The sequence below is a fragment of the Cellulosimicrobium cellulans genome (assembly GCF_016921195.1).
Classification (GTDB): Bacteria; Actinomycetota; Actinomycetes; order Actinomycetales; family Cellulomonadaceae; genus Cellulosimicrobium; species Cellulosimicrobium cellulans_F.
Genome location: NZ_JAFGYF010000006.1, coordinates 25714 through 44917, shown reverse-complemented (window position 1 = coordinate 44917; position 19204 = coordinate 25714). Strand labels below are relative to the sequence as shown.

Genomic DNA, 19204 nt, shown 5'->3' with positions numbered 1-19204 from the left:
CGTCTCGGACGGCGTCCCGAGTTGCGCAACCGGGAGGCAGGAGGCACTATTAGGAAACTTTCCTATAGCCCGTTCGAAGGACCACCATGACCGCGCCCACCTCGTCGAGGGTCCCCGGCACGCCGGGACTGCTGCGCACCATCAACGATCGGGCGGCGCTCGAGCTCCTGCTCGACGCCGGACCGCTCACCCGGTCCCAGATCGGCGACAGCACGGGTGTGTCCCGTCCGACGGCCTCGCAGATCGTCGCACGGCTCGAGCAGTCCGGGCTCATCGAGCCGACCGGCTCCGTGCAGGGGGCGCGCGGGCCGCAGGCGACACAGTACGCCGCGCGCACCGACGTCCTCGTCGGGCTGGCGCTCGACGTCGTGCCCGACGGCGTGCGGGCGAGCGTCGTCGACGCGCTCGGCCGGACGCTCGGCGAGACGACCGTCGCCGCGGGCCCGGACCGCGCCGCCGCGACCGACGTCCGCACGGCGCGCGACGAGGCCTGCGCGGACGCCGGCATCCCGGTCGCCCGCGTGGCGACCGCCGTCGTCGGCGTCCAGGCGGCCGTCGCACCGCGCACGGGCGACATCGCCCTCGTCGGCGAGCTGCCCGGCTGGCCGCGCGAGGGGTTGCGGGGCCACCTCGAGGAGGCCCTCGGCATCGACGTGCGGGTCGAGAACGACGTCAATCTCGCCGCGATCGCCGAGCGCGACGCCGGGCGGGGCGAGCAGAGCTTCGCGCTGCTGTGGCTCGGGGAGGGCATCGGCATGGGCGCGTGGCTCGACGGCCGCGTCCACCACGGCACCAGCGGCGGCGCCGGCGAGATCGGCTACCTTCCCGTCCCCGCCGCCGAGATCGACGACTCCGTCAACGTGCAGGACCTCGTCGGGGGCCTGCGGCTCGTCGAGCTCTGCGCACGTGCGGGCGTCCCCGGGGTCACGGAGGGCACCCCCTACGCTGCGGCCGTCGCCGCCGTCCAGGAGCACCGCGGCACCGACGCCGTCCACGGGCTCGTCCAAGACCTCGCCCGCCGCGTCGCGATCGTGCTCCAGCCCGTCGTGGCGATCCTCGAGCCCGACGCCGTCGTGCTCGGCGGGCCGACGGGGGTCGCGTGCGGTGCGGAGCTCGCCGAGGCCACGACCGCCGTGCTCCGGGGCACCGACCAGCGCACGGGTGCGGTCCTCGCGAGCGCCGTGCCCGAGCTCGCGGTCCTGCGCGGCGCACGCTCCGTCGTCGCGCAGGACGTGCGCACGCTCCTGCTCGCCGCGGCGGGCCGGCCGGACCACCCGGTCGGCGCGTCATCAGTCCCGGGGTAGTCCTCTTCACCTGCCCCGCGAGCGGTGGCCGACCGACCGTGGCACGGCCGGCCACCGCTCATCCCCGCTCAGCGCGGGTAGCGCAGCTCGAACCGCTCGCACACGAGCGGCATGTCGGGAGCGAACTCGCGCTCCAGCACGCGGCGGAAGTACGTCTCGTGACCGTCACGCCATGCCTCGAGCGAGCCGTCGTCCTCCCCCTCCGCCAGGGCGAAGTCCGCGTCGACGTCCTCGAACGCGACGATCTCGACCGACGTCGTGCGAACGAGGGCCCGCGGGTGCCCCTCACCGTCGAGCAGGATCGACAGCTCCCCGACGCGCGGGACGGGCTCCCCCGAGTCCTCGTACTCCCACAGGGCGGAGGACGTCGCCGTCTTCTCGCCGCTCAGGACCGCCGCGAGGAGGTCGTCGGCGAGCTCGGGGTTGTCGCCGAACGACCACGCGGGCGGCGGCACCGTCTCGGACACCGTGGTGCCGGTCACCACGCCCACGCGCGCCATCCCGGCGCTCGGCCGCGCCAGCTCCCAGAACGCGAGGATCTCCGCCGCCCTCTCGTCCACCACCACGTCGTCCGTCACCGGGTCCCCCTCGTCCGCCTGTCGGGTCATGCCCCTATCGTGGCGTACCGGAGGTCGATCTGCCCGGTCTCCCGCCATTCGTCCCGCCCGTGTCGCGCCGGCGCAATCCCCAACCTCCTCGGACGCCGCGACCAGTTCCGGGCCTGGCGGCCTGCTGGCCCGCGCCCGCGTGAGCCGACAGCAAGGGGGTGGGTGACCCCTGTCGCGCGATCGTGGCGGGCCTGGCGGGAGCGGTGCGAGGAACGAGCACCGCGGATGGTAGATCGCGCGACAGGGGTCACCCACCCCCAGAGGTGAGCCGAGCTCAGAGGTCGAGGATCAGCGTGCGGCGCTGCCCTCGGTGTAGTCGGCGTCCTGCTGCTTCCACGCGAACAGCGAGCGCAGCTCCTTGCCGACCTTCTCGATCGGGTGCTGCGCGGCCTTCTCGCGGAGCTCGGTGAACTCCGGCGCGCCGGCGTCCTGGTCGTCGATGAAGCGCTTGGCGAACGCGCCGGACTGGATGTCCGCGAGGACGCCCTGCATGTTCTCCTTGACGTGGGCGTCGATGACGCGCGGGCCGGAGACGTAGTCGCCGTACTCGGCGGTGTCGGAGACGGACCAGCGCTGCTTGGCGATGCCGCCCTCCCACATGAGGTCGACGATGAGCTTCAGCTCGTGCAGCACCTCGAAGTAGGCGATCTCCGGCTGGTAGCCGGCCTCGGTGAGGGTCTCGAAGCCGTACTGGACGAGCTGCGACACGCCGCCGCACAGGACGGCCTGCTCGCCGAACAGGTCGGTCTCGGTCTCCTCGGTGAACGTCGTCTTGATGACGCCGGCGCGCGTGCCGCCGATCGCCTTGGCGTACGACAGCGCGACGTCCCACGCCTCGCCCGACGCGTCCTTCTCGACGGCGATGATGTCGGGGATGCCGCGGCCCGCGACGAACTCGCGACGCACGGTGTGGCCCGGCGCCTTGGGGGCGACGAGGATGACGTCCACGCCGTCCGGGGCCTCGATGTAGCCGAACCGGATGTTGAAGCCGTGCGCGAACGCGAGCGTCTTGCCGGCGGCGAGGTTCGGCTTGATCTCGTCGTTGTAGATCGAGCGCTGGTGCTGGTCCGGCGCGAGGATCATGATCAGGTCCGCCCACGCCGCGGCGTCGGCGACGGACTTCACCTCGAAGCCCTCGTCCTGGGCCTTGGCCGTCGACTTCGAGCCCTCCCGGAGGGCGACGACGACCTCGACGCCGGAGTCGCGCAGGTTCTGGGCGTGCGCGTGGCCCTGGCTCCCGTAGCCGACGATCGCGACCTTCTTGGCCTGGATGATGGACAGGTCGGCGTCGTCGTCGTAGAACAGCTCAGCCACGATGGATCTCCTCGGTTCTTCGTTGCGGTGCAGGGGGTCTGTTGGCGACGTCTCGCGGTGGGACGCGATCGGTCGGGACGCACCGACGCCCGTGCGGGTCTCGGTGCGAGGGTAGGCGATGGTCAGGCGGAGCGGACCACGCGTTCCAGCGCGCGGTCGGTGATCGAACGGGAGCCGCGCCCGACGGCGACGGTCCCCGACTTCACGATCTCCCGCACGCCGTACGGCTCGAGCGCGCCGAGCAGGGCGTTGAGCTTGTCCCCCGTGCCCGTCGCCTCGATGGTCACGGCGTCGGGCACGACGTCGACGACCTTGGCGCGGAACAGGTTGACGACCTCGAGCACGCCGGTGCGGTTCGCGCCGTCGGCCCGGACCTTGACGAGCAGGAGCTCGCGCTGCACGGACGCGGCCGCGTCGAGCTCCACGATCTTGATGACGTTGACCAGCTTGTTGAGCTGCTTCGTCACCTGCTCGAGCGGGCGCTCCTCGACGTCGACGACGACGGTGATGCGCGAGATCTCCTCGTGCTCGGTCGGGCCGACCGCGAGCGAGTGGATGTTGAACGCGCGACGGGCGAACAGGCCCGCGACGCGCGTGAGCACGCCGGGCTTGTTCTCGACGAGCACGGAGAGGGTGTGGCGGGACATGTCGGCGCGCTCCTCAGTCTTCGCGGTCCCACGCGGGCGAGATGCCGCGCGCGTACTGGATGTCGTCGTTGCTCACGCCGGCGGCGACCATCGGCCACACCATCGCGTCGCGCGAGACGTTGAAGTCGACGACCACGGGGCGGTCGTCGATCTCCATCGCGCGCTTGATCGCGGCGTCCACCTCGCCCATCGACTCGACGCGGATGCCCTCGCAGCCGTACGCGTCGGCGAGCTTGACGAAGTCGGGGACGCGCGCCGTGCCGTGTCCCGTGTGCAGGTCCGTGTTCGAGTAGCGCTGGTCGTAGAACAGCGTCTGCCACTGGCGCACCATGCCGAGCGAGCTGTTGTTGATCAGCGCGACCTTGATGGGGATCTCGTTGATCGTGCAGGTCGCGAGCTCCTGGTTGGTCATCTGGAAGCAGCCGTCGCCGTCGATCGCCCACACCGTGGCGTCGGGGCGGCCGACCTTCGCGCCCATGGCCGCGGGGATCGAGAAGCCCATGGTCCCCAGGCCGCCGGAGTTCAGCCACGTGCGCGGGTGCTCGTAGCGGATGAACTGCGCCGCCCACATCTGGTGCTGCCCCACGCCCGCGACGTACACGGACTCCGGCCCGGAGATCTCGCCCAGGCGCGTGATGACGTGCTGCGGCGCGAGGTGGCCGTCGTCGGGCTCCGTGTAGCCGAGCGGGTAGGTCTCGCGCCAGTCGTCGATCTGGCGCCACCACGCCTCGACGTCCGGCTTGCCCTTCGCCTCGTGCTCGCGCTCGAGCTCCGGGAGCAGGTCCGCGATGACCTCCTTGAGGTCTCCGACGATCGGGACGTCCACGTCGCGGTTCTTGCCGATCTCGGCGGGGTCGATGTCGGCGTGCACGACCTGGGCGTGCGGCGCGAAGCTCGAGAGCTTGCCCGTGACGCGGTCGTCGAAGCGGGCGCCGAGGGACACGACCAGGTCGGCCTTCTGCAGCGCGGCGACGGCGGGCACGGTGCCGTGCATGCCGGGCATGCCGAGGTTCTGGGGGTGGCTGTCGGGCACGGCACCACGGGCCATGAGGGTCGTGACGACGGGCGCGCCGGACAGGTCGACGAGCCGGCGCAGCTCGGCGGACGCGTTCGCGCGGATCACACCGCCGCCCACGTAGAGCACCGGGCGGCGGGCCGACGCGAGCAGGCGCGCGGCCTCCTTGATCTGCTTGCTGTGCGGCTTCGTCACCGGGTGGTAGCCCGGGAGCTGCACGTCCTGCGGCCACGAGAACGTCGTGCGCGACTGCATCGCCGACTTCGCGATGTCCACGAGCACGGGGCCGGGGCGGCCGGTCGAGGCGATGTGGAACGCCTCGGCGATGGTGCGCGGGATGTCGGCCGCGTCGGTGACCAGGTACGAGTGCTTGGTGATGGGCATGGTGATGCCCACGATGTCGGCCTCCTGGAAGCCGTCCGTGCCGATCAGCGACTCGGCCACCTGGCCCGTGATCGCGACGAGCGGGATCGAGTCCATGTTGGCGTCGGCGATCGGGGTGACGAGGTTGGTCGCACCCGGGCCCGAGGTGGCCATCGTGACGCCGACCTTGCCGGTCGCGTGGGCGTAGCCCTGCGCGGCGTGGCCGCCCCCCTGCTCGTGACGCACGAGGATGTGCCGCAGGCGCTGGGAGTCCATGAGCGGGTCGTACGTCGGGAGGATCGCACCACCCGGGATGCCGAAGACGACCTCGGCGCCGACCTCCTCGAGCGAGCGGACGATCGACTGCGCGCCGGTCATCTCCTCACCCGTCGAGGTGCCCTGCGCGCTGCCGGCCGGGCGAGCCGTGGCAGCGCGCCGGACGTCGCCGCGCGGGGCGACCGACGCGGGTGTCGGGGCGGGCTTCGGCGCCGCGGCGGCGGGCGTCGGGGCGCCCGGTCGCGGAGGTGCCGGGGTGGGACCCTGGGCCATGGTGTCTCCTGCGTGTCGTGGCCTCGGCCCGGCGGGCGCCCTGGGGGCGCTCCGCCGGGTACCGGAGCCGACCGTGGTGGTGCGGTCGTGCTGGTCGCGGTGTGCGGTGCCGGGCCTCACGGGTCTCGCGAGTGCGGCGCTCGCGGTGGCCGGGTGGGCCCTCCGCGGTCCTGTGTGGTGTTGTCGTGCCGGTGTGGTGGCAACAAAAAACCCCTCGGACCCGGGATGCCGGGCTGGACGAGGGGTGAGCGCGCTGACGAAGCCTGGTTGCGTGGCCTCAGCCGGCGCGCTCAGGAAGTACTACAAGGAGGATCGTCTGCACGTCATGGGACTGTACGCCCATGTCCCGGTGATGTCACGTGTCGAGGCGGCCGTCTCACGCACTGGGACGTTCGGTGCACGGCCCGGTGCGCCGGAGCACCCGTCCCTCCCACGGCTCCAGGTGCCCGACGGCGCCCGGCCGGGCGCCCACGTCGGCCCGCCCGGGGTGCGTGGTCACGAGGACCGGCGCGTCCTCCCAGCCGGCGAGCGCCTCGGCCGGGACGTCCTGCGGTACGCCACCGACGTTCACGAGCACGAGGAGCTCGTCCCGGACGGTCGAGCCGCCGGGGCCGGGAGCGTCGAGGCCGCGCGTGAACGCGTAGACCGCCTCGTGGTCGGGCAGGAGCATGTGGAAGTCGCCGAGCGCGACGACCGGCTCCTCGCGGCGCAGGGCGACGAGCCGACGGTAGAAGTGCAGCACGGAGTCCTCGTCGGCCCATGCCGCCTCCGCGTTGATCCGGGTGTGGTTCGGGTTGACCTCGAGCCACGGCGTCCCCGTCGTGAACCCGGCGTTCGCGCTCGCGTCCCACTGCACGGGCGTGCGGGCGTGGTCACGGCTCGCGTGCGCGAGCACGGCGAGCATCTCACCGTCGGTGCGCAGCCGCGGCCCGCCGGTGCGGCCCGTGAGCTCACGGAAGTACCCGAGCGACTCGACGTCCTGGTACTGCTCGATGCGCGTGAACGGCGCGTTCGTCATGCCGAGCTCCTCGCCCTGGTAGACGTAGGGCGTGCCGCGGTGCAGGTGCAGCAGGAGCGCGAGCGCCTTCGCCGAGGCGACGCGGTGCTCCGGGGAGTCGTCGCCGAACCGGGAGACGACGCGCGGCTGGTCGTGGTTGTCCCAGTAGAGGGCGTTCCAGCCCCGGTGGGCGAGGCCCGCCTGCCACCGGCCGAGGGTCGCCTTGAGGTCGGCGAGGTCCCACCGGACCGGGTCGTAGCGCGTCGCGCCGTGGTCGATGCCCATGTGCTCGAACTGGAACACCATGTCGACCTCGCGGCGGTCGGGGTCGGTGTACCGGACGCCGTGCTCGACCGTCACCCCCGGCGTCTCCCCCACCGTGAGGATCTCCCGGCCCTGCGCGAGGTACGGCGCGAACACCTCCCGGTGCATCTCGGCGAGGAACTCGTGCACGCGCGGCCCGTCGGTGTAGTGCGGGCTCCCGTCCCCGTAGGTGCCCCAGTGCACCTCGCCGTCGGACAGCGAGCCGTCGGGCGCGACGTCCTTGGAGATCAGGTTGATGACGTCCATGCGGAACCCGTCGACGCCGCGGTCGAGCCACCGCCGCATCATCGCGTAGACCGCCTCGCGGACGTCGGGGTTCTCCCAGTTGAGGTCCGGCTGCTTGGGGTCGAACAGGTGCAGGTAGTACTCGCCCGAGGCCTCGTCGAACCGCCACGCGCTGCCCCCGAAGAAGGACCGCCAGTTGGTCGGCTCGGCGCCCGGCGCCCCGGGCTCCATGCCGGCGCGCGCAGGCCGCCACCAGTACCAGTCGCGTCGCGGGCTCTCGGCGGACGATCGCGACTGGACGAACCACGGGTGCTCGTCGCTCGTGTGGTTGACGACGAGGTCCATGACGAGCTTCATGCCGCGCTCGTGCAGGCCCTCGATCAGGGCGTCGAGGTCTGCGAGCGACCCGAACAGCGGGTCGACGTCCTCGTAGTCGCTGATGTCGTACCCGTTGTCCGCCTGCGGCGAGCGGTACACCGGGGACAGCCACACGACGTCCACGCCCAGCCGCTCGAGGTGGTCGAGGCGCCGGGTGATCCCCGGGAGGTCGCCGATGCCGTCGCCGTCGGTGTCCTGGAACGAGCGCGGGTACACCTGGTACACGACCGAGCGCGTCCACCACGGCGCGTCGCCGGGCGTCTCGGCACCGGGCCACCCGCCGCGGGGCAGGGCGTCCGGGGTGGGTGCGGGTGAGGTCATCGCACGGCTTCCTCTCGGGTCACGGGTCCTGTCCCACCCTGCCCGATGCTGCGCGACCCGGCGACGCGACGGCCCGTGGTGGGACCTTCGCCGCCCGCGCCGAGCGCTGCGTCAGCGCGCGAGTGCTGCGGCCACGGACGCATCGCTCGCGCCGGAGCGCATCACTCGGCGAGGCCGAGCCACGCGAACGACGTCGGAGCCGGCTCGACGCCCAGGACGTCCCGCAGGACCGTGAGGTCGAAGGTCCGCTCCATCGCGAGATGGCTCAGTGCGTACCTGGTGAGGCGCGGCGGCTCGGGGCGTCGGAGCCGCCGCGCGACCGTCTCGACCGCGCCGGCGAGCGCCCACGCGGGTCGGACCGGGACGGCGACGACCCGCACGTCGGTACCGCGGCGGCGCAGCGCGTCGACGAGCGCGTCGCGCAGCACGACCGGCCCGGCGTCGGCGACGTTCACGACGAGCAGCCCCCGGGTCGGCCCGTCGCCGACCTGCGCGCGAGCCGTGTCGTCGGGCAGCACGACGGCGGCGCGCACCGCGGCGAGGAGGGTGTCGACGTGCGTGAGCGACTGGAGCACGCGCCCGCCGCCGGGCAGGACGAGGCACCCGCGGCGCACGGCCGCCTCCACACGCGGCAGGAGCGTCGTGTCGCCCGGGCCGTAGACGGCGTGCGGGCGCAGCACGACGACGGCACCCCGGTCGGGGTGGCGTGCGACGTCGTGGGCCAGCACGCGCTCGGCCTCTGCCTTCGTCGTCCCGTAGGCGTCGAGGTACCGCTCGACCGGCGCCTCGTGCTCGCGGGCGCGCACGCTCGGACGGAACGGGTCGTACACGCTGCCGGAGGACACGTGGACGAACCGCGCGCCCGGGAAGGTCGCACGGACGGCGAGCGTCCCGCCGACGTTGGTCGCGCGCGCGACGTCGAGCGCGCACCAGTCGGACACGGCGGCACCCGCGTGCACGACGGCGTCCACCGTGGGTGGGTCCGCGAGCGGACCGGTGGTGAGGTCCCACGCGAGGTGCCGCGCGCCCCGGACGTGCGGGTCGCGGCGGGAGGACGTCCACACCTCGTGGCCGTCGGCGACGAGGCCGCGCGCGACCGCTCCCCCGACGAACCCCGACGCCCCGGTGACGACGACCCTCACGCGCGGGCGCCGCGGGTGTCCCGGCCGACGACGGTCGGCTCGGCGGGCACGAACGACGCGGCGGCCCGGGAGAGCGCCGCCCGGTCGGGCTTGCGCGAGCGCCCGGCGAGCGGCACGCGGTCGGCGTGCAGCACGACGTCCGGGAGCGCGTCGTGGTCGAGCACGTCCGGCAGGGCAGCGCGTACCCGGGCCACGAGCGGGTGGCTCGGGTCGAGGCGGACCGGCGCGCCGCCGTCGGGACCTGGATCGCCGGCCGACGACTGGTCCGGCCGCACGTTCCCCGTCGCCGCGGTGACGACCAGCGCGACCCGCTCGTCCCCGTCCACCTGCGGGACCCCGACGAGCAGCGCCTCGCCGACGCCCTCCAGCGCCGCGACGCGCGGCTCGTGCAGACCGGGGTAGATGTTCGTCGTGCCCCGGATGATCATGTCCCGCGTGCGCCCGACGAGCACGACCCGTCCGGCGTCGTCGAGGCGCGCGAGGTCACCCGTGCGGTGCACCGCCGCCCGTGACCCCGCGCCGCGGGTGGGGGCGTCGAGGTCGTGCAGGTAGCCCGCCATGAGCGACGGCCCGGACAGCACGAGCTCACCGACGGCGTCCCCGTCGTCCCCCGGCTGCTCATCGTCGACCGGGTCGAGCCGCGCGACCGTGCCGGGCAGCGGCGCGCCGACGAGGTCGCCGTCGCCCGCGTACGCGAGCTTCTCGCGGGCCCCGACGACCGCGACGGGCAGGATCTCCGTCATCCCGTACACCGCGACCCACCGCGTGCCGGGCAGCACGCGCGTCGCGCGCCCCAGGAGCGCGCGGGTCACGGGCGCGCCGCCGACGAGCGCGACCCGCGGTCCGCGCGGGGGAACCGTCCCCGCCTCGACCGCGTCCAGCAGCGCCGTGACGTCGGCGGGCACGAGGTAGGTGCCGGCGGCGCCGTCGAGCTGACGCGCGAAGGTCGTGATGTCGCGGCCCGGCGGGTCGGCGGGCACGGACCACGTGGCGCCCGCGAGCAGCGCCGGGACGCCGAGGAGCATCTGGTCGGTGTGCACGACGTCGCCCGGCACGAGCGCGAACACGTCGCGCAGCAGGTCGCACCCGGCGAGCAGCGACCCGGCCGTGTGCACGACGGCCTTGGGCTGCGCCGTCGTGCCCGACGTGAAGACGATGAGCGCCTCGCGGTGCGGGTCGAGCTCCGGGAGGACGCCGCGGTCGACCGGCCCCACCGCGAGACGGCGCGCGGCGCGCGAGCCGCGCGGCACCCCGGGGAGCCACGGCCCCGCGTGCACGTGCCGCAGCGGCAGGCCCGCGTAGTCCGGCAGGAGCAGGCCGCGCGAGCGGGCCAGACGGCGCAGCGGCCCGCGCGAGACGGCGTAGAGCAGCGACTCGGTCGTCGCGAGCGACGGCCCGGCCGCCTCCACGCGCGCAGCGAACAGCTCGGGCGTCGAGCCGGGGTCGACGAACGCGATCGTGCCGCCCGCCCGGACGACCCCGAACGCGAGGAGGACGCCCGCAGGCCGGGGCCGCACCGAGAACAGCGCCCGATCGCCGGGCGCGAGACCGTCGGCCGCGAGCGCCGTGGCGGTCGCCTCGACGCGGCGCGCGAGGTCGGCGTACGTGACCTCCTCGCGCACGCGTGCGCCGCGGCGCCCGGGCCGCGTCCAGCGCCGGAGCGCGACGGCGTCGGCGGACGCATGGCCGGGGGCGCCCCGCTCGAGGATCGGGGCGAGCAGGTGGCGGGCCACGCCGTCGGGCGCGGTCACGCCGCCTCCCCCGCCGACGACGCGGCCGGTCCCGCGATCGGGCGCGTGGCCGCACCCGACGCGCGCACCCCGCCGCCGGCCGCTCGCACGACGAGCGAGCGGTACGCGGGGATGAGCACCCCGCGCGCGACGGCGCGGTCGGCGACCTCGACGCTCCGCCCCGCGGCCGCGACGGGGCGCAGCGCGTCCAGTACCGCGTCGACCTGGGCCATGGCGAGCGGCATGCCGAGGCAGAAGTGCGGGCCGGCACCGAACCACAGGTGTCGCACGGCCGGGTCGACGGGGGCGTCCGGGTCGAACGGGCCCGCGTCCTTGCAGCAGGAGATCGTCGCGATCACGACCCGGTCCCCCGCGCGGACACGGACGTCGCCCACGGTCGCGTCGGTGCGCACCGAGCGCAGCATCGCGGGGGTCGGCGCCGTGACGCGCAGCGCCTCCTCGACGACGCGCCCGCGCAGCGCCGCGGCCTCCGGTCCGGCGCCGGGGTCGGCCGCGAGGAGCCGGTCGAGCCAGCCGGTGTCCGCCGTGAGCGCGACGAGACGGGGCACGAACGACTGGATGGTCTCGGTCCCCGTGAGGACGAACGCCCCGACGGCGCCCAGGGCCTCGTCCTCGGAGAGCCCGAGCTCGCGCATGCGCCCGGGCACGGTTGCCGGGTCGCCGGCACGGTACGCGTCACGCGCGGGCGCCGAGAGCCGGGCGAGGACGGCCCGCGCGTGCCGCACCTGCGCGGGCGTGAGGCTGCGCCGGTGCAGCCGCACCAGGCCGACCACGGACTGCGCGGCCGTCATCGCCTCGCGCACGGCGACGTCGGTGGGCGGCAGCCCGGTCATGGCGCAGATGACCGTGCCCGCCATGGTGGCGGTCTCCGCGACGAGGTCGACGCGCTCGCCCGCGAGCAGGCGCGGGGCGAGCCCCGCGAGGACGTCGGGCACGCTCACCGCGACGAGGTCGCGCACCGCGCGCGGCGTGAACAGCCCGGACAGCGCGCGGCGCAGGCGCGCGTGGTCGGTGCCCTCCATGTTGAGGAGCACGGACGGGCCGAGCACGGGCGTCCAGAGGTCCGACGGCGACCCCGGGCCCACCTTGGAGAAGTGCTCGGTGTCGAGCAGCACGGCGCGCGCCGTCGCGGCGTCGGACACGATGACCCCGATACCCGGGACGCGCGCGACCGGGCCGCGGTGCCGCAGGGCCCGGATCGCCGGGTAGACGAGCGGGTGCGCACCGCGCTGGACGCGCTCCTCCCAACGCATCGCCGCGGCGAGCCCGACCGGGGCAGGCGCGACCGCCGTCGTCCCCGTCACCGGATGTCCACCACCTCGGGCCGGTACCGGTGGTCGGCGTACCAGCCGAGCGTGCGCACGAGGCCCCACGCGTGCGCACGGCGCGCCGACGCGAGCACGACGACCTCGCGGTGCGCCCCGTACCGCCGCGTCAGGCGGCGCACCGCGTTGACGAGCGCCCGGTCCTCGTGGACGTCCTCGATCGCCGTGCGCGGGAACCCTCCCGCCGCCTCGTAGAGCTCGGCCGTGATCGCCATGTTGCAGCCCGGCGCCATGACGTACGGGCCGAGGTAGGACGGGTCCTGGTTGCCGGGCCGGAAGCGCCCGAACGTGCTCGCGACGCTCACCGCCGCCGAGAGCACCCCCTGCTGGACGCGCGAGACCGGGCGGTCGTCGGTGCGCGCCACGAGCCGGCCCGCGACGAGGTCGTGCCCGCTCGCGAACGCCGCACGGACCCGCCGGGTCCAGTCCGGCCGCGGCAGGCAGTCGGCGTCCGTGCGCGCGAGGTGCGTCGCCCCCTGCTCGATCGCCGCCCGCATCCCCGTGTCTGCCGCGGCGCCCGTGCCCTTCTGCGGCTCGTCGACGACGCGCCACCGCGTCATGCCCCACGCCGCGGCCGTCTCCCGGACGAGGTCTCCCGTGCCGTCGGACGACCCGTTGTCCACGACGACGAGGTCGAAGTCGGTGTCCTGCTGGTCCCGCAGCGCCTCGAGCGTCGCGACGATCCCGTGCGCCTCGTCGCGGGCGGGCACGACGACGGCGAGCCGCTGCGGGCTCGCGACGTGCCGCGTGAACCGGCGCGCGCTCACAGCCGCACCACCGTCGCGCCGATGCTGATGCCGCCGGCGAGCCCGACCAGCACGACGACGTCCCCCGGCCCGACCCGGCCGGTCTCCAGCGCCGTGGCGAGCTGCAACGGGAGCGTCGCGGAGGCGACGTTGCCGTGGTCGGCGACGGTGACGAGCGTGCGCCCCGTCGGGAGGCCGAGCGCGGCGTGCACGTCGTCGAGGTAGGCGACCGCGACCTGGTGGACCGCGACGAGCGCGACGTCGTCCCACCCCAGGCCCGCGCGGCCCAGCGCGTCGAGGACGACTCCCGGGCCCAGCGCGAGGAACGCGTCGCGCAGGCGTGATCCGTCGATCTCGAAGTAGGTCCGCTCGAGGTCGCGCGGGTGCGCGGTGCCACCGCCGGGGAGCATGCCGACGTCCCAGTGCGTCGACTCCGCGCCGAACGCGCTCGCGAGGATGCCGCGCGGCGCGGGCGCCCCGGCCGCGTCGCGCGCGTCGGCCTCCGCCGGGGTCGCGCGGCGCACGAGGACGGCCGCCCCGGCGTCGGACATCGTGTAGCCCGGCGCGGAGAGCAGGTAGGTCGCGCGGTCCGGGACGTCCCACCGCACCGCACGCGACGGCGCCTCGCCCGACGCGATCAGGACGGTCCCGTAACGCCTGGTGCCGATGAGCGCCTCCGCGACCTCGATCGCGTTGAGCACCGAGTTGCACGCGTTCTTGACGTCCATCACCGGCGCCCGGACCCCGAGCTTCGCGGCGACGATGTGGCTCGTCGCCGGCTCGACCATGTCCTGGCTCGCCGAGGCGAAGAGCAGCAGGTCGACGTCGTCGGGCGCGAGCCCCTCGGTCGCCAGGAGCTTCTCCGCGGCCGCGACGGCGAGGTCGGACGCGTCCCAGTCGTCCGGGAGCACGTGCACCTGCCGCACGCCCGTGAGGCGCGAGACCATCGGCACGCGCGGCGCCGCACCCGGGTTGCGCGCCGCGAGGGCGCGCTCCGCCTCGCGCACGTCGACCGTGCGCTCAGGCAGGTGGACCCCGACGGCGGCGATCACGGCCGTCGGGGGCACGAAGGGCGGGCGGGACGCCGTCCCGGCGGGGTTCTCTGGCACGCGCGACACAGTAACCAAGCAGACCCGCTCCGACGGTGGTCGTCCACAGGATCCGATGGGGTGAAGTGCCCATCCCCAGATCGCGGCGCGCGCGCCCGGGACCGACGCACGTGCGCCACACTGACCCGGTGACCACGACCACGACCGCGCCGGTGAACACCCGCGAGCGACGCCACGCCCTGCCCACGACCCGGCGCGAGCTCCAGGTGCTCACCGCCGCGCGGCCCGCGATGGCGGGCGTCCTGCTCGCGGGCGGCGCGCTCGCCGGAGCGCGCGCGGGCGGTGGGCTGCGCAAGGTCCCGGGGCTCGGCTGGGTCACCGCCGACCCGACGGTCGGGCGCCGCATCCTCACCGACCACCGGCACTTCACGATCGTCGGCGAGGGCGGCGTCGGGCACCTGTGGGCGCAGATCCTGGGCGACTGGGTCCTCGACCTGTTCGACGGCCCAGGCCACCACGACCTGCGCACGCGCTCGCGCGAGCTCTTCACGGAGGCGAGCGCCGCCGCGCTGGTCGACGGCGCGTGGTCGGCAGCCCTCGACGACGCGCGCCGCACCCTCGCGGCGGGCGGATCGGTCGACGTCGGCCGGCTGGCCCGCGTGCTGGTCGGTCGGATGATGATCTCCCTGCTCGGCATACCGACGCTCGGCGGCGCGGCCGCTCCCGACGGCGCGGCCGCGGTCGTCCCCGGCGACGACGACGCGCTCACGGCCTTCGCGACGGGCGAGCGCCTCGCGTCGATCGCGCTCGGCAGCGCGGGCTCGACGTACCTCTCGCCGGAGCAGGTCGCGGCGGCGCGAGAGATCGTCGCCGAGCTGACCCGGGGCGTTCCCGACGGGTGGCTGCACGCCCCCGCCGACCGCCTGCTCGGCCGGTGCCGCGAGCTCGGCCTCGGGCTGGAGGAGACCACGGGGCTCGCGAGCCTGCTCATGGTCGCGGGGACGGAGACGTCGGCGTCCGCCATGGCCCGCACCACCGCGCTCCTTGTCGACACGGGCGAGCAGCACCGCCTGCTCCAGCTGATGGCCGACGAGCGCGCCCACCCGGTCGAGCGCGCCGCGGGCGAGCCCGACGCGGTCGAGAACGCCGTGCGCGAGGGGCTGCGCGTGACCAGCCCGGCGTCGGTCATCGGGCGCGGCGTCTCCGCGGACGTCGACGTCGCGGGGCGCACGCTGCGCGCCGGGGAGCGCGTCATGATCCTCACGTGGGCCGCGAACGTCGCCGCCGGACCCTTCCGCGCGGACCGCCCCTACGTGCGCGAGACCCGGCAGCTCTGGTTCGGCGCGGGCCGCCACCTGTGCCTCGGGGCGGCGCTCGCGCGCGCCGAGATCGCCGCGCTGCTGCACGCGCTGTGGGACGACGGCGCTCCCCTGCGCATCGTGTCCCGCAGGGCCAAGCGGCGTGTGCTCGTGCCGGGCTACGACGAGCTCGTCGTCGCGCGCGCCTGACGCGGCGAGGCCCGGGCCGCGACCCCCGGCTCCGGTCGTCAGCCCTGCGGGGTCACGCTCCACGTGCCCGCGGTCTTCACGGCCAGGACGCCGGGCAGCACGAGGTCGAACGTCTCGGTGAACGCCTCGGTGTCGCCGAACATGCGCGACGCCTCGCGCGTGACGCCGAAGTACCGGCCCTGGAACGAGTCCTCGGGTCCCGCGGGAGCCCATGACACCTCCGCGCTCGACGCCGTGCCGTCCAGCCGCAGGACGGTCGACCCGGTGCCCGACTGCGCTCCGGTGACGGGCGGGAGGTCGTTCCAGCTCTCGAACCGCACCGACCAGTCCCCCTCGGTCTCGAGCCAGATCGACTGCTGGGGTGCGGAGTCCTCGAACACGTCCATGAGGTAGGAGCCCGTCGCCTCGCCGAGCGTGCCGGGGTACGGGGTCACGTCCGTGGGCGCCAGGAACGCCCGGGTCCCGGCGCACTCGCCGCAGTCGAGGTGCACGACGACGGCGAAGTCGCCGTCGCGCACGAACGACACCGCCGCGCTCCCCGTGCCGCTCGCGGCAGCGGGCGCGCCGGCCGCGACCGTGCCCGCGTCCACCGCCTGGGCGGGTGGCTCGCTCGGTCGGTCGGCGAGCGGGTCGGCGGCCTCGTCGGTCGGGTCCTCCGACGGCTCGACGGTCACGTCCGTCGCGTCCTCGGTGGGCGACGGGCTCGGCGCGCCGGCCGACGTCGTCGGCCCCGGCTCCGTGGCGGTCGAGCACGCTCCGAGCGCGACGACGCAGGCAGCGGCGACGAGCACGGGCACGACGGCGCGCGCGATCGGACGACGAGGAGTGGACCTCGCGGGACGGGCTGTCATGGCACCAGCCTCCCAGGCCACGAGTCCGCCGCCCGCATCCGTCTCATCCTCGTCCCACCGGGGCGCCTCAGGAGGTCGTCAGTCGCGCGACTGCCACGTGCACACGCACGCCTCGTTGCCCTCGGCGTCGGCCAGGACCCAGAAGGCGGGCGCGCGCCGGTCGGACACGAGGTGCCCGCCCGCGGCGATGGCGGCGGTCACGCGCGCCTCGGCGACGTCGTGCGGCACGGTCACGTCCACGTGGATCCGGTTGCGCTGCTCCCGCGGCGCGTCCATCTGCTGGAACCAGAACGCGGGAGCGTGCGCGGTCGGGTCGCGGAGCTCGGGCGCGGGCAGCTCCGGGGCGCCCTCGTCGAAACCGAGGACGGCGCGCCAGAACGGCTGCACCGCCGTACCGACGAGCGTGTCGATCGCGATCTCGAGGTCCTGCACCGCCGTCGGGTCCGCGACGAGGTCGAGCTCGCGCGCCGCGGCAGAGATCTGCCGCGCGAGCGCGACGTCGCGCGCGCTGACGCCCCCGACGTCGTGCGAGGTCAGCCGGACCGTCACGGTCCCGTAGCGCAGGTCCACGTCGGGGTGGTGGTTCGCGGCCTCGGCGAGCTCGCCGATCGCGTCGACCAGCTCTACCCCGGCGGTGAACGAGCCCGTGCGGAACAGCGTCTGCACCGTCCTGAGGATGACCCGCCAGTCCTCGACGCCGTCGCTGTCGTGGAACTGCCGCGCGGTAATGCGGTCGTCGGCGGTCTCGGTCATGGCGGTCCTCCGGTCGGCGTCGCTGCGGCGAGGTGCGACACCACGCTAGTGCGCGCCTCCTCCACCCGCGCGCCCCGGGATCACTCGAGGATCGCGCCGCGCGACGCCGACTGGACGAGCTTGGCGTACTTGGCGAGCACGCCGCGCGTGAACGTCGGGGGCAGCGGCGCCCACCCGTCGCGGCGCGCGGCGAGCGTGTCGGCGTCGACCAGCAGGTCGAGCGTCTTGTTCGCGACGTCGAGCCGGATCGGGTCGCCGTCGCGCACGAACGCGATGGGACCGCCGTCGACCGCCTCGGGCGCGACGTGCCCGACGCACAGGCCGGTCGTCCCGCCGGAGAAGCGGCCGTCGGTGAGCAGCAGGACGGTCTTGCCGAGCCCCGCGCCCTTGATCGCGCCCGTGATCGCGAGCATCTCGCGCATCCCCGGACCGCCCTTGGGCCCCTCGTACCGGATGACGACGACGTCCCCGTCCGTGATCGTCCCGTCCTCCAGGGCGTCGAGCGCCGCGCGCTCGCGCTCGAACACGCGCGCCGTCCCCTCGAACACGTCCTCGTCGAACCCGGCGGACTTCACGACGGCGCCCTCGGGCGCGAGCGACCCGTGCAGGATCGTGATGCCGCCGGTGTGGTGGATCGGGTTGTCGAGCGCCCGCAGGATCTTGCCGTCCGGGTCGGGCGGGTCGATGTCGGCGAGGTTCTCCGCGACCGTGCGGCCCGTGACGGTGAGCGCGTCGCCGTGCAGCAGCCCGGCGTCGAGCAGAGCCTTCATGACGACGGGCACGCCGCCGATGCGGTCGACGTCGTTCATCACGTAGCGGCCGAACGGCTTGAGGTCGCCGAGGTGCGGCACGCGGCTCGCGACGCGGTCGAAGTCGGCGAGCGTGAGGTCGACCTCGGCCTCGTGCGCGATGGCCAGCAGGTGCAGCACCGCGTTGGTCGAGCCGCCGAACGCCATGACGACGGCGATCGCGTTCTCGAACGCCTCCTTCGTCATGATGTCGCGTGCGGTGATCCCGAGCCGCAGCAGGTTGACGACGGCCTCGCCCGAGCGGTGCGCGAACGCGTCCCGGCGCCGGTCCGCCGACGGCGGCGCCGCCGAGCCGGGCAGCGACATGCCCATCGCCTCCGCGACCGACGCCATCGTGTTCGCCGTGTACATGCCGCCGCACGCACCCTCGCCGGGGCAGATCGCCCGCTCGATGCGATCCACGTCCTGGCGGCTCATGAGCCCGCGCGCGCACGCCCCGACGGCCTCGAACGCGTCGATGAGCGTGACGTCCTTCTCCGTGCCGTCGGAGAGCTTGACCCAGCCCGGCATGATCGAGCCCGCGTAGAGGAACACGCTCGCCAGGTTCAGCCGCGCCGCCGCCATGAGCATCCCCGGGAGCGACTTGTCGCACCCGGCGAGCAGGACCGTCCCGTCGAGGCGTTCCGCCTGGACCACGGTCTCGACCGAGTCCGCGATGATGTCGCGGCTCACGAGCGAGAAGTGCATGCCCTCGTGGCCCATCGAGATGCCGTCGGAGACGGAGATCGTCCCGAACTGCAGCGGGTACCCGCCGCCCGCGTGCACGCCCTCCTTCGCGCCCTGCGCGAGCCGGTCGAGCGACAGGTTGCACGGCGTGATCTCGTTCCACGAGCTCGCGATGCCGATCTGCGGCTTGGCGAAGTCCTCGTCGCCCATCCCGACGGCGCGCAGCATGCCGCGCGACGCCGTCGCCTCCAGGCCGTCCGTGACCTGGCGGGAACGAGGCTTGAGGTCGGGTCCGGCGTCGGCGCGCGGGGTCTGCCCAGTCATGCCCCCACTCTAGGAACCCACCCCCGCCCCGGCGAGGTAGAACCGCGGTAGCGCGAGATAGAACCGTGGTCGGCCGAGGTAGAACCGTGGTCACGCGAGGTAGAACCGTGGTCGCGCGAGGTAGAACCGTGGTTGGCCGAGGTAGAACCGTGGTCCCTGCGCGACGGCGCGCGGTCGTCCCGGTTGGTCTCGTCGTCGCGGTCCGGCCGTCGCGGGCAGCGTGCCGCATCGGGCG

General features: G+C 74.6%; 15 protein-coding genes. 2 read left to right on the top strand and 13 right to left on the bottom strand.

What is annotated here, in order from left to right; translation table 11 throughout:
* Positions 1–86: 86 nt before the first annotated feature.
* Positions 87–1304, top strand: a complete 1218-nt coding sequence (locus JN535_RS13410; RefSeq protein ID WP_205206061.1) for an ROK family transcriptional regulator — start codon at positions 87–89, stop codon at positions 1302–1304.
* Positions 1305–1372: 68 nt separating this feature from the next.
* On the opposite strand, the gene JN535_RS13405 is transcribed toward JN535_RS13410, so the two are convergent.
* The 10 genes from JN535_RS13405 to JN535_RS13360 all read right to left on the bottom strand — a co-directional run bounded on the left by JN535_RS13405 (position 1373) and on the right by JN535_RS13360 (position 14118).
* The gene (locus tag JN535_RS13405) at positions 1373–1912 is read right to left on the bottom strand and encodes an ASCH domain-containing protein (protein WP_205206060.1); all 540 of its coding nucleotides are present in this window, start codon (positions 1910–1912) and stop codon (positions 1373–1375) included.
* 288 nt (positions 1913–2200) lie between these two features.
* The gene (gene ilvC, locus JN535_RS13400) at positions 2201–3226 is read right to left on the bottom strand and encodes a ketol-acid reductoisomerase (protein WP_205206059.1); all 1026 of its coding nucleotides are present in this window, start codon (positions 3224–3226) and stop codon (positions 2201–2203) included.
* A gap of 122 nt (positions 3227–3348) precedes the next feature.
* A complete protein-coding gene (gene ilvN / locus JN535_RS13395) occupies positions 3349–3873 on the bottom strand; it encodes an acetolactate synthase small subunit (protein ID WP_205206058.1) in 525 nt (174 codons plus the stop codon).
* A 13-nt stretch (positions 3874–3886) separates the two neighbouring features.
* A complete protein-coding gene (locus tag JN535_RS13390) occupies positions 3887–5800 on the bottom strand; it encodes an acetolactate synthase large subunit (protein WP_205206057.1) in 1914 nt (637 codons plus the stop codon).
* 376 nt (positions 5801–6176) lie between these two features.
* Positions 6177–8045: an alpha-glucosidase gene (locus tag JN535_RS13385; RefSeq protein ID WP_205206056.1), complete on the bottom strand. Its 1869-nt coding sequence runs from the start codon at positions 8043–8045 to the stop codon at positions 6177–6179.
* Positions 8046–8206: 161 nt separating this feature from the next.
* A complete protein-coding gene (locus JN535_RS13380) occupies positions 8207–9187 on the bottom strand; it encodes an NAD-dependent epimerase/dehydratase family protein (RefSeq protein WP_205206055.1) in 981 nt (326 codons plus the stop codon).
* Positions 9184–10938, bottom strand: a complete 1755-nt coding sequence (locus tag JN535_RS13375) for a class I adenylate-forming enzyme family protein (protein ID WP_205206054.1) — start codon at positions 10936–10938, stop codon at positions 9184–9186. The genes JN535_RS13380 and JN535_RS13375 overlap by 4 nt, the downstream gene beginning before the upstream one ends.
* Positions 10935–12242: a cytochrome P450 gene (locus JN535_RS13370; protein WP_307868703.1), complete on the bottom strand. Its 1308-nt coding sequence runs from the start codon at positions 12240–12242 to the stop codon at positions 10935–10937. Before JN535_RS13370 ends, JN535_RS13375 begins: the two co-directional genes overlap by 4 nt.
* A complete protein-coding gene (locus JN535_RS13365; protein ID WP_205206053.1) occupies positions 12239–13030 on the bottom strand; it encodes a glycosyltransferase family 2 protein in 792 nt (263 codons plus the stop codon). The genes JN535_RS13370 and JN535_RS13365 overlap by 4 nt, the downstream gene beginning before the upstream one ends.
* Positions 13027–14118, bottom strand: coding sequence for a 3-oxoacyl-ACP synthase III family protein (locus tag JN535_RS13360; protein ID WP_307868702.1), 1092 nt, complete (start codon positions 14116–14118; stop codon positions 13027–13029). Before JN535_RS13360 ends, JN535_RS13365 begins: the two co-directional genes overlap by 4 nt.
* Before the next feature lie 128 nt (positions 14119–14246).
* On the opposite strand from JN535_RS13360, the gene JN535_RS13355 reads away from it, so the two are divergent.
* Positions 14247–15566 carry a cytochrome P450 gene (locus JN535_RS13355; protein ID WP_307868701.1) on the top strand — a complete coding sequence of 440 codons (1320 nt, stop codon included), beginning with the start codon at positions 14247–14249 and terminating at the stop codon, positions 15564–15566.
* Between the two features lie 38 nt (positions 15567–15604).
* Here JN535_RS13355 and JN535_RS13350 read toward each other — a convergent pair whose 3' ends face one another.
* From JN535_RS13350 to ilvD, 3 genes are all read right to left on the bottom strand, one after another.
* The gene (locus JN535_RS13350; RefSeq protein WP_205206052.1) at positions 15605–16417 is read right to left on the bottom strand and encodes a hypothetical protein; all 813 of its coding nucleotides are present in this window, start codon (positions 16415–16417) and stop codon (positions 15605–15607) included.
* Between the two features lie 78 nt (positions 16418–16495).
* Positions 16496–17170 carry a 4a-hydroxytetrahydrobiopterin dehydratase gene (locus tag JN535_RS13345; protein ID WP_205206051.1) on the bottom strand — a complete coding sequence of 225 codons (675 nt, stop codon included), beginning with the start codon at positions 17168–17170 and terminating at the stop codon, positions 16496–16498.
* An 80-nt stretch (positions 17171–17250) separates the two neighbouring features.
* Positions 17251–18969: a dihydroxy-acid dehydratase gene (gene ilvD / locus JN535_RS13340; RefSeq protein WP_205206050.1), complete on the bottom strand. Its 1719-nt coding sequence runs from the start codon at positions 18967–18969 to the stop codon at positions 17251–17253.
* Between the last annotated feature and the right edge of the window lie 235 nt (positions 18970–19204).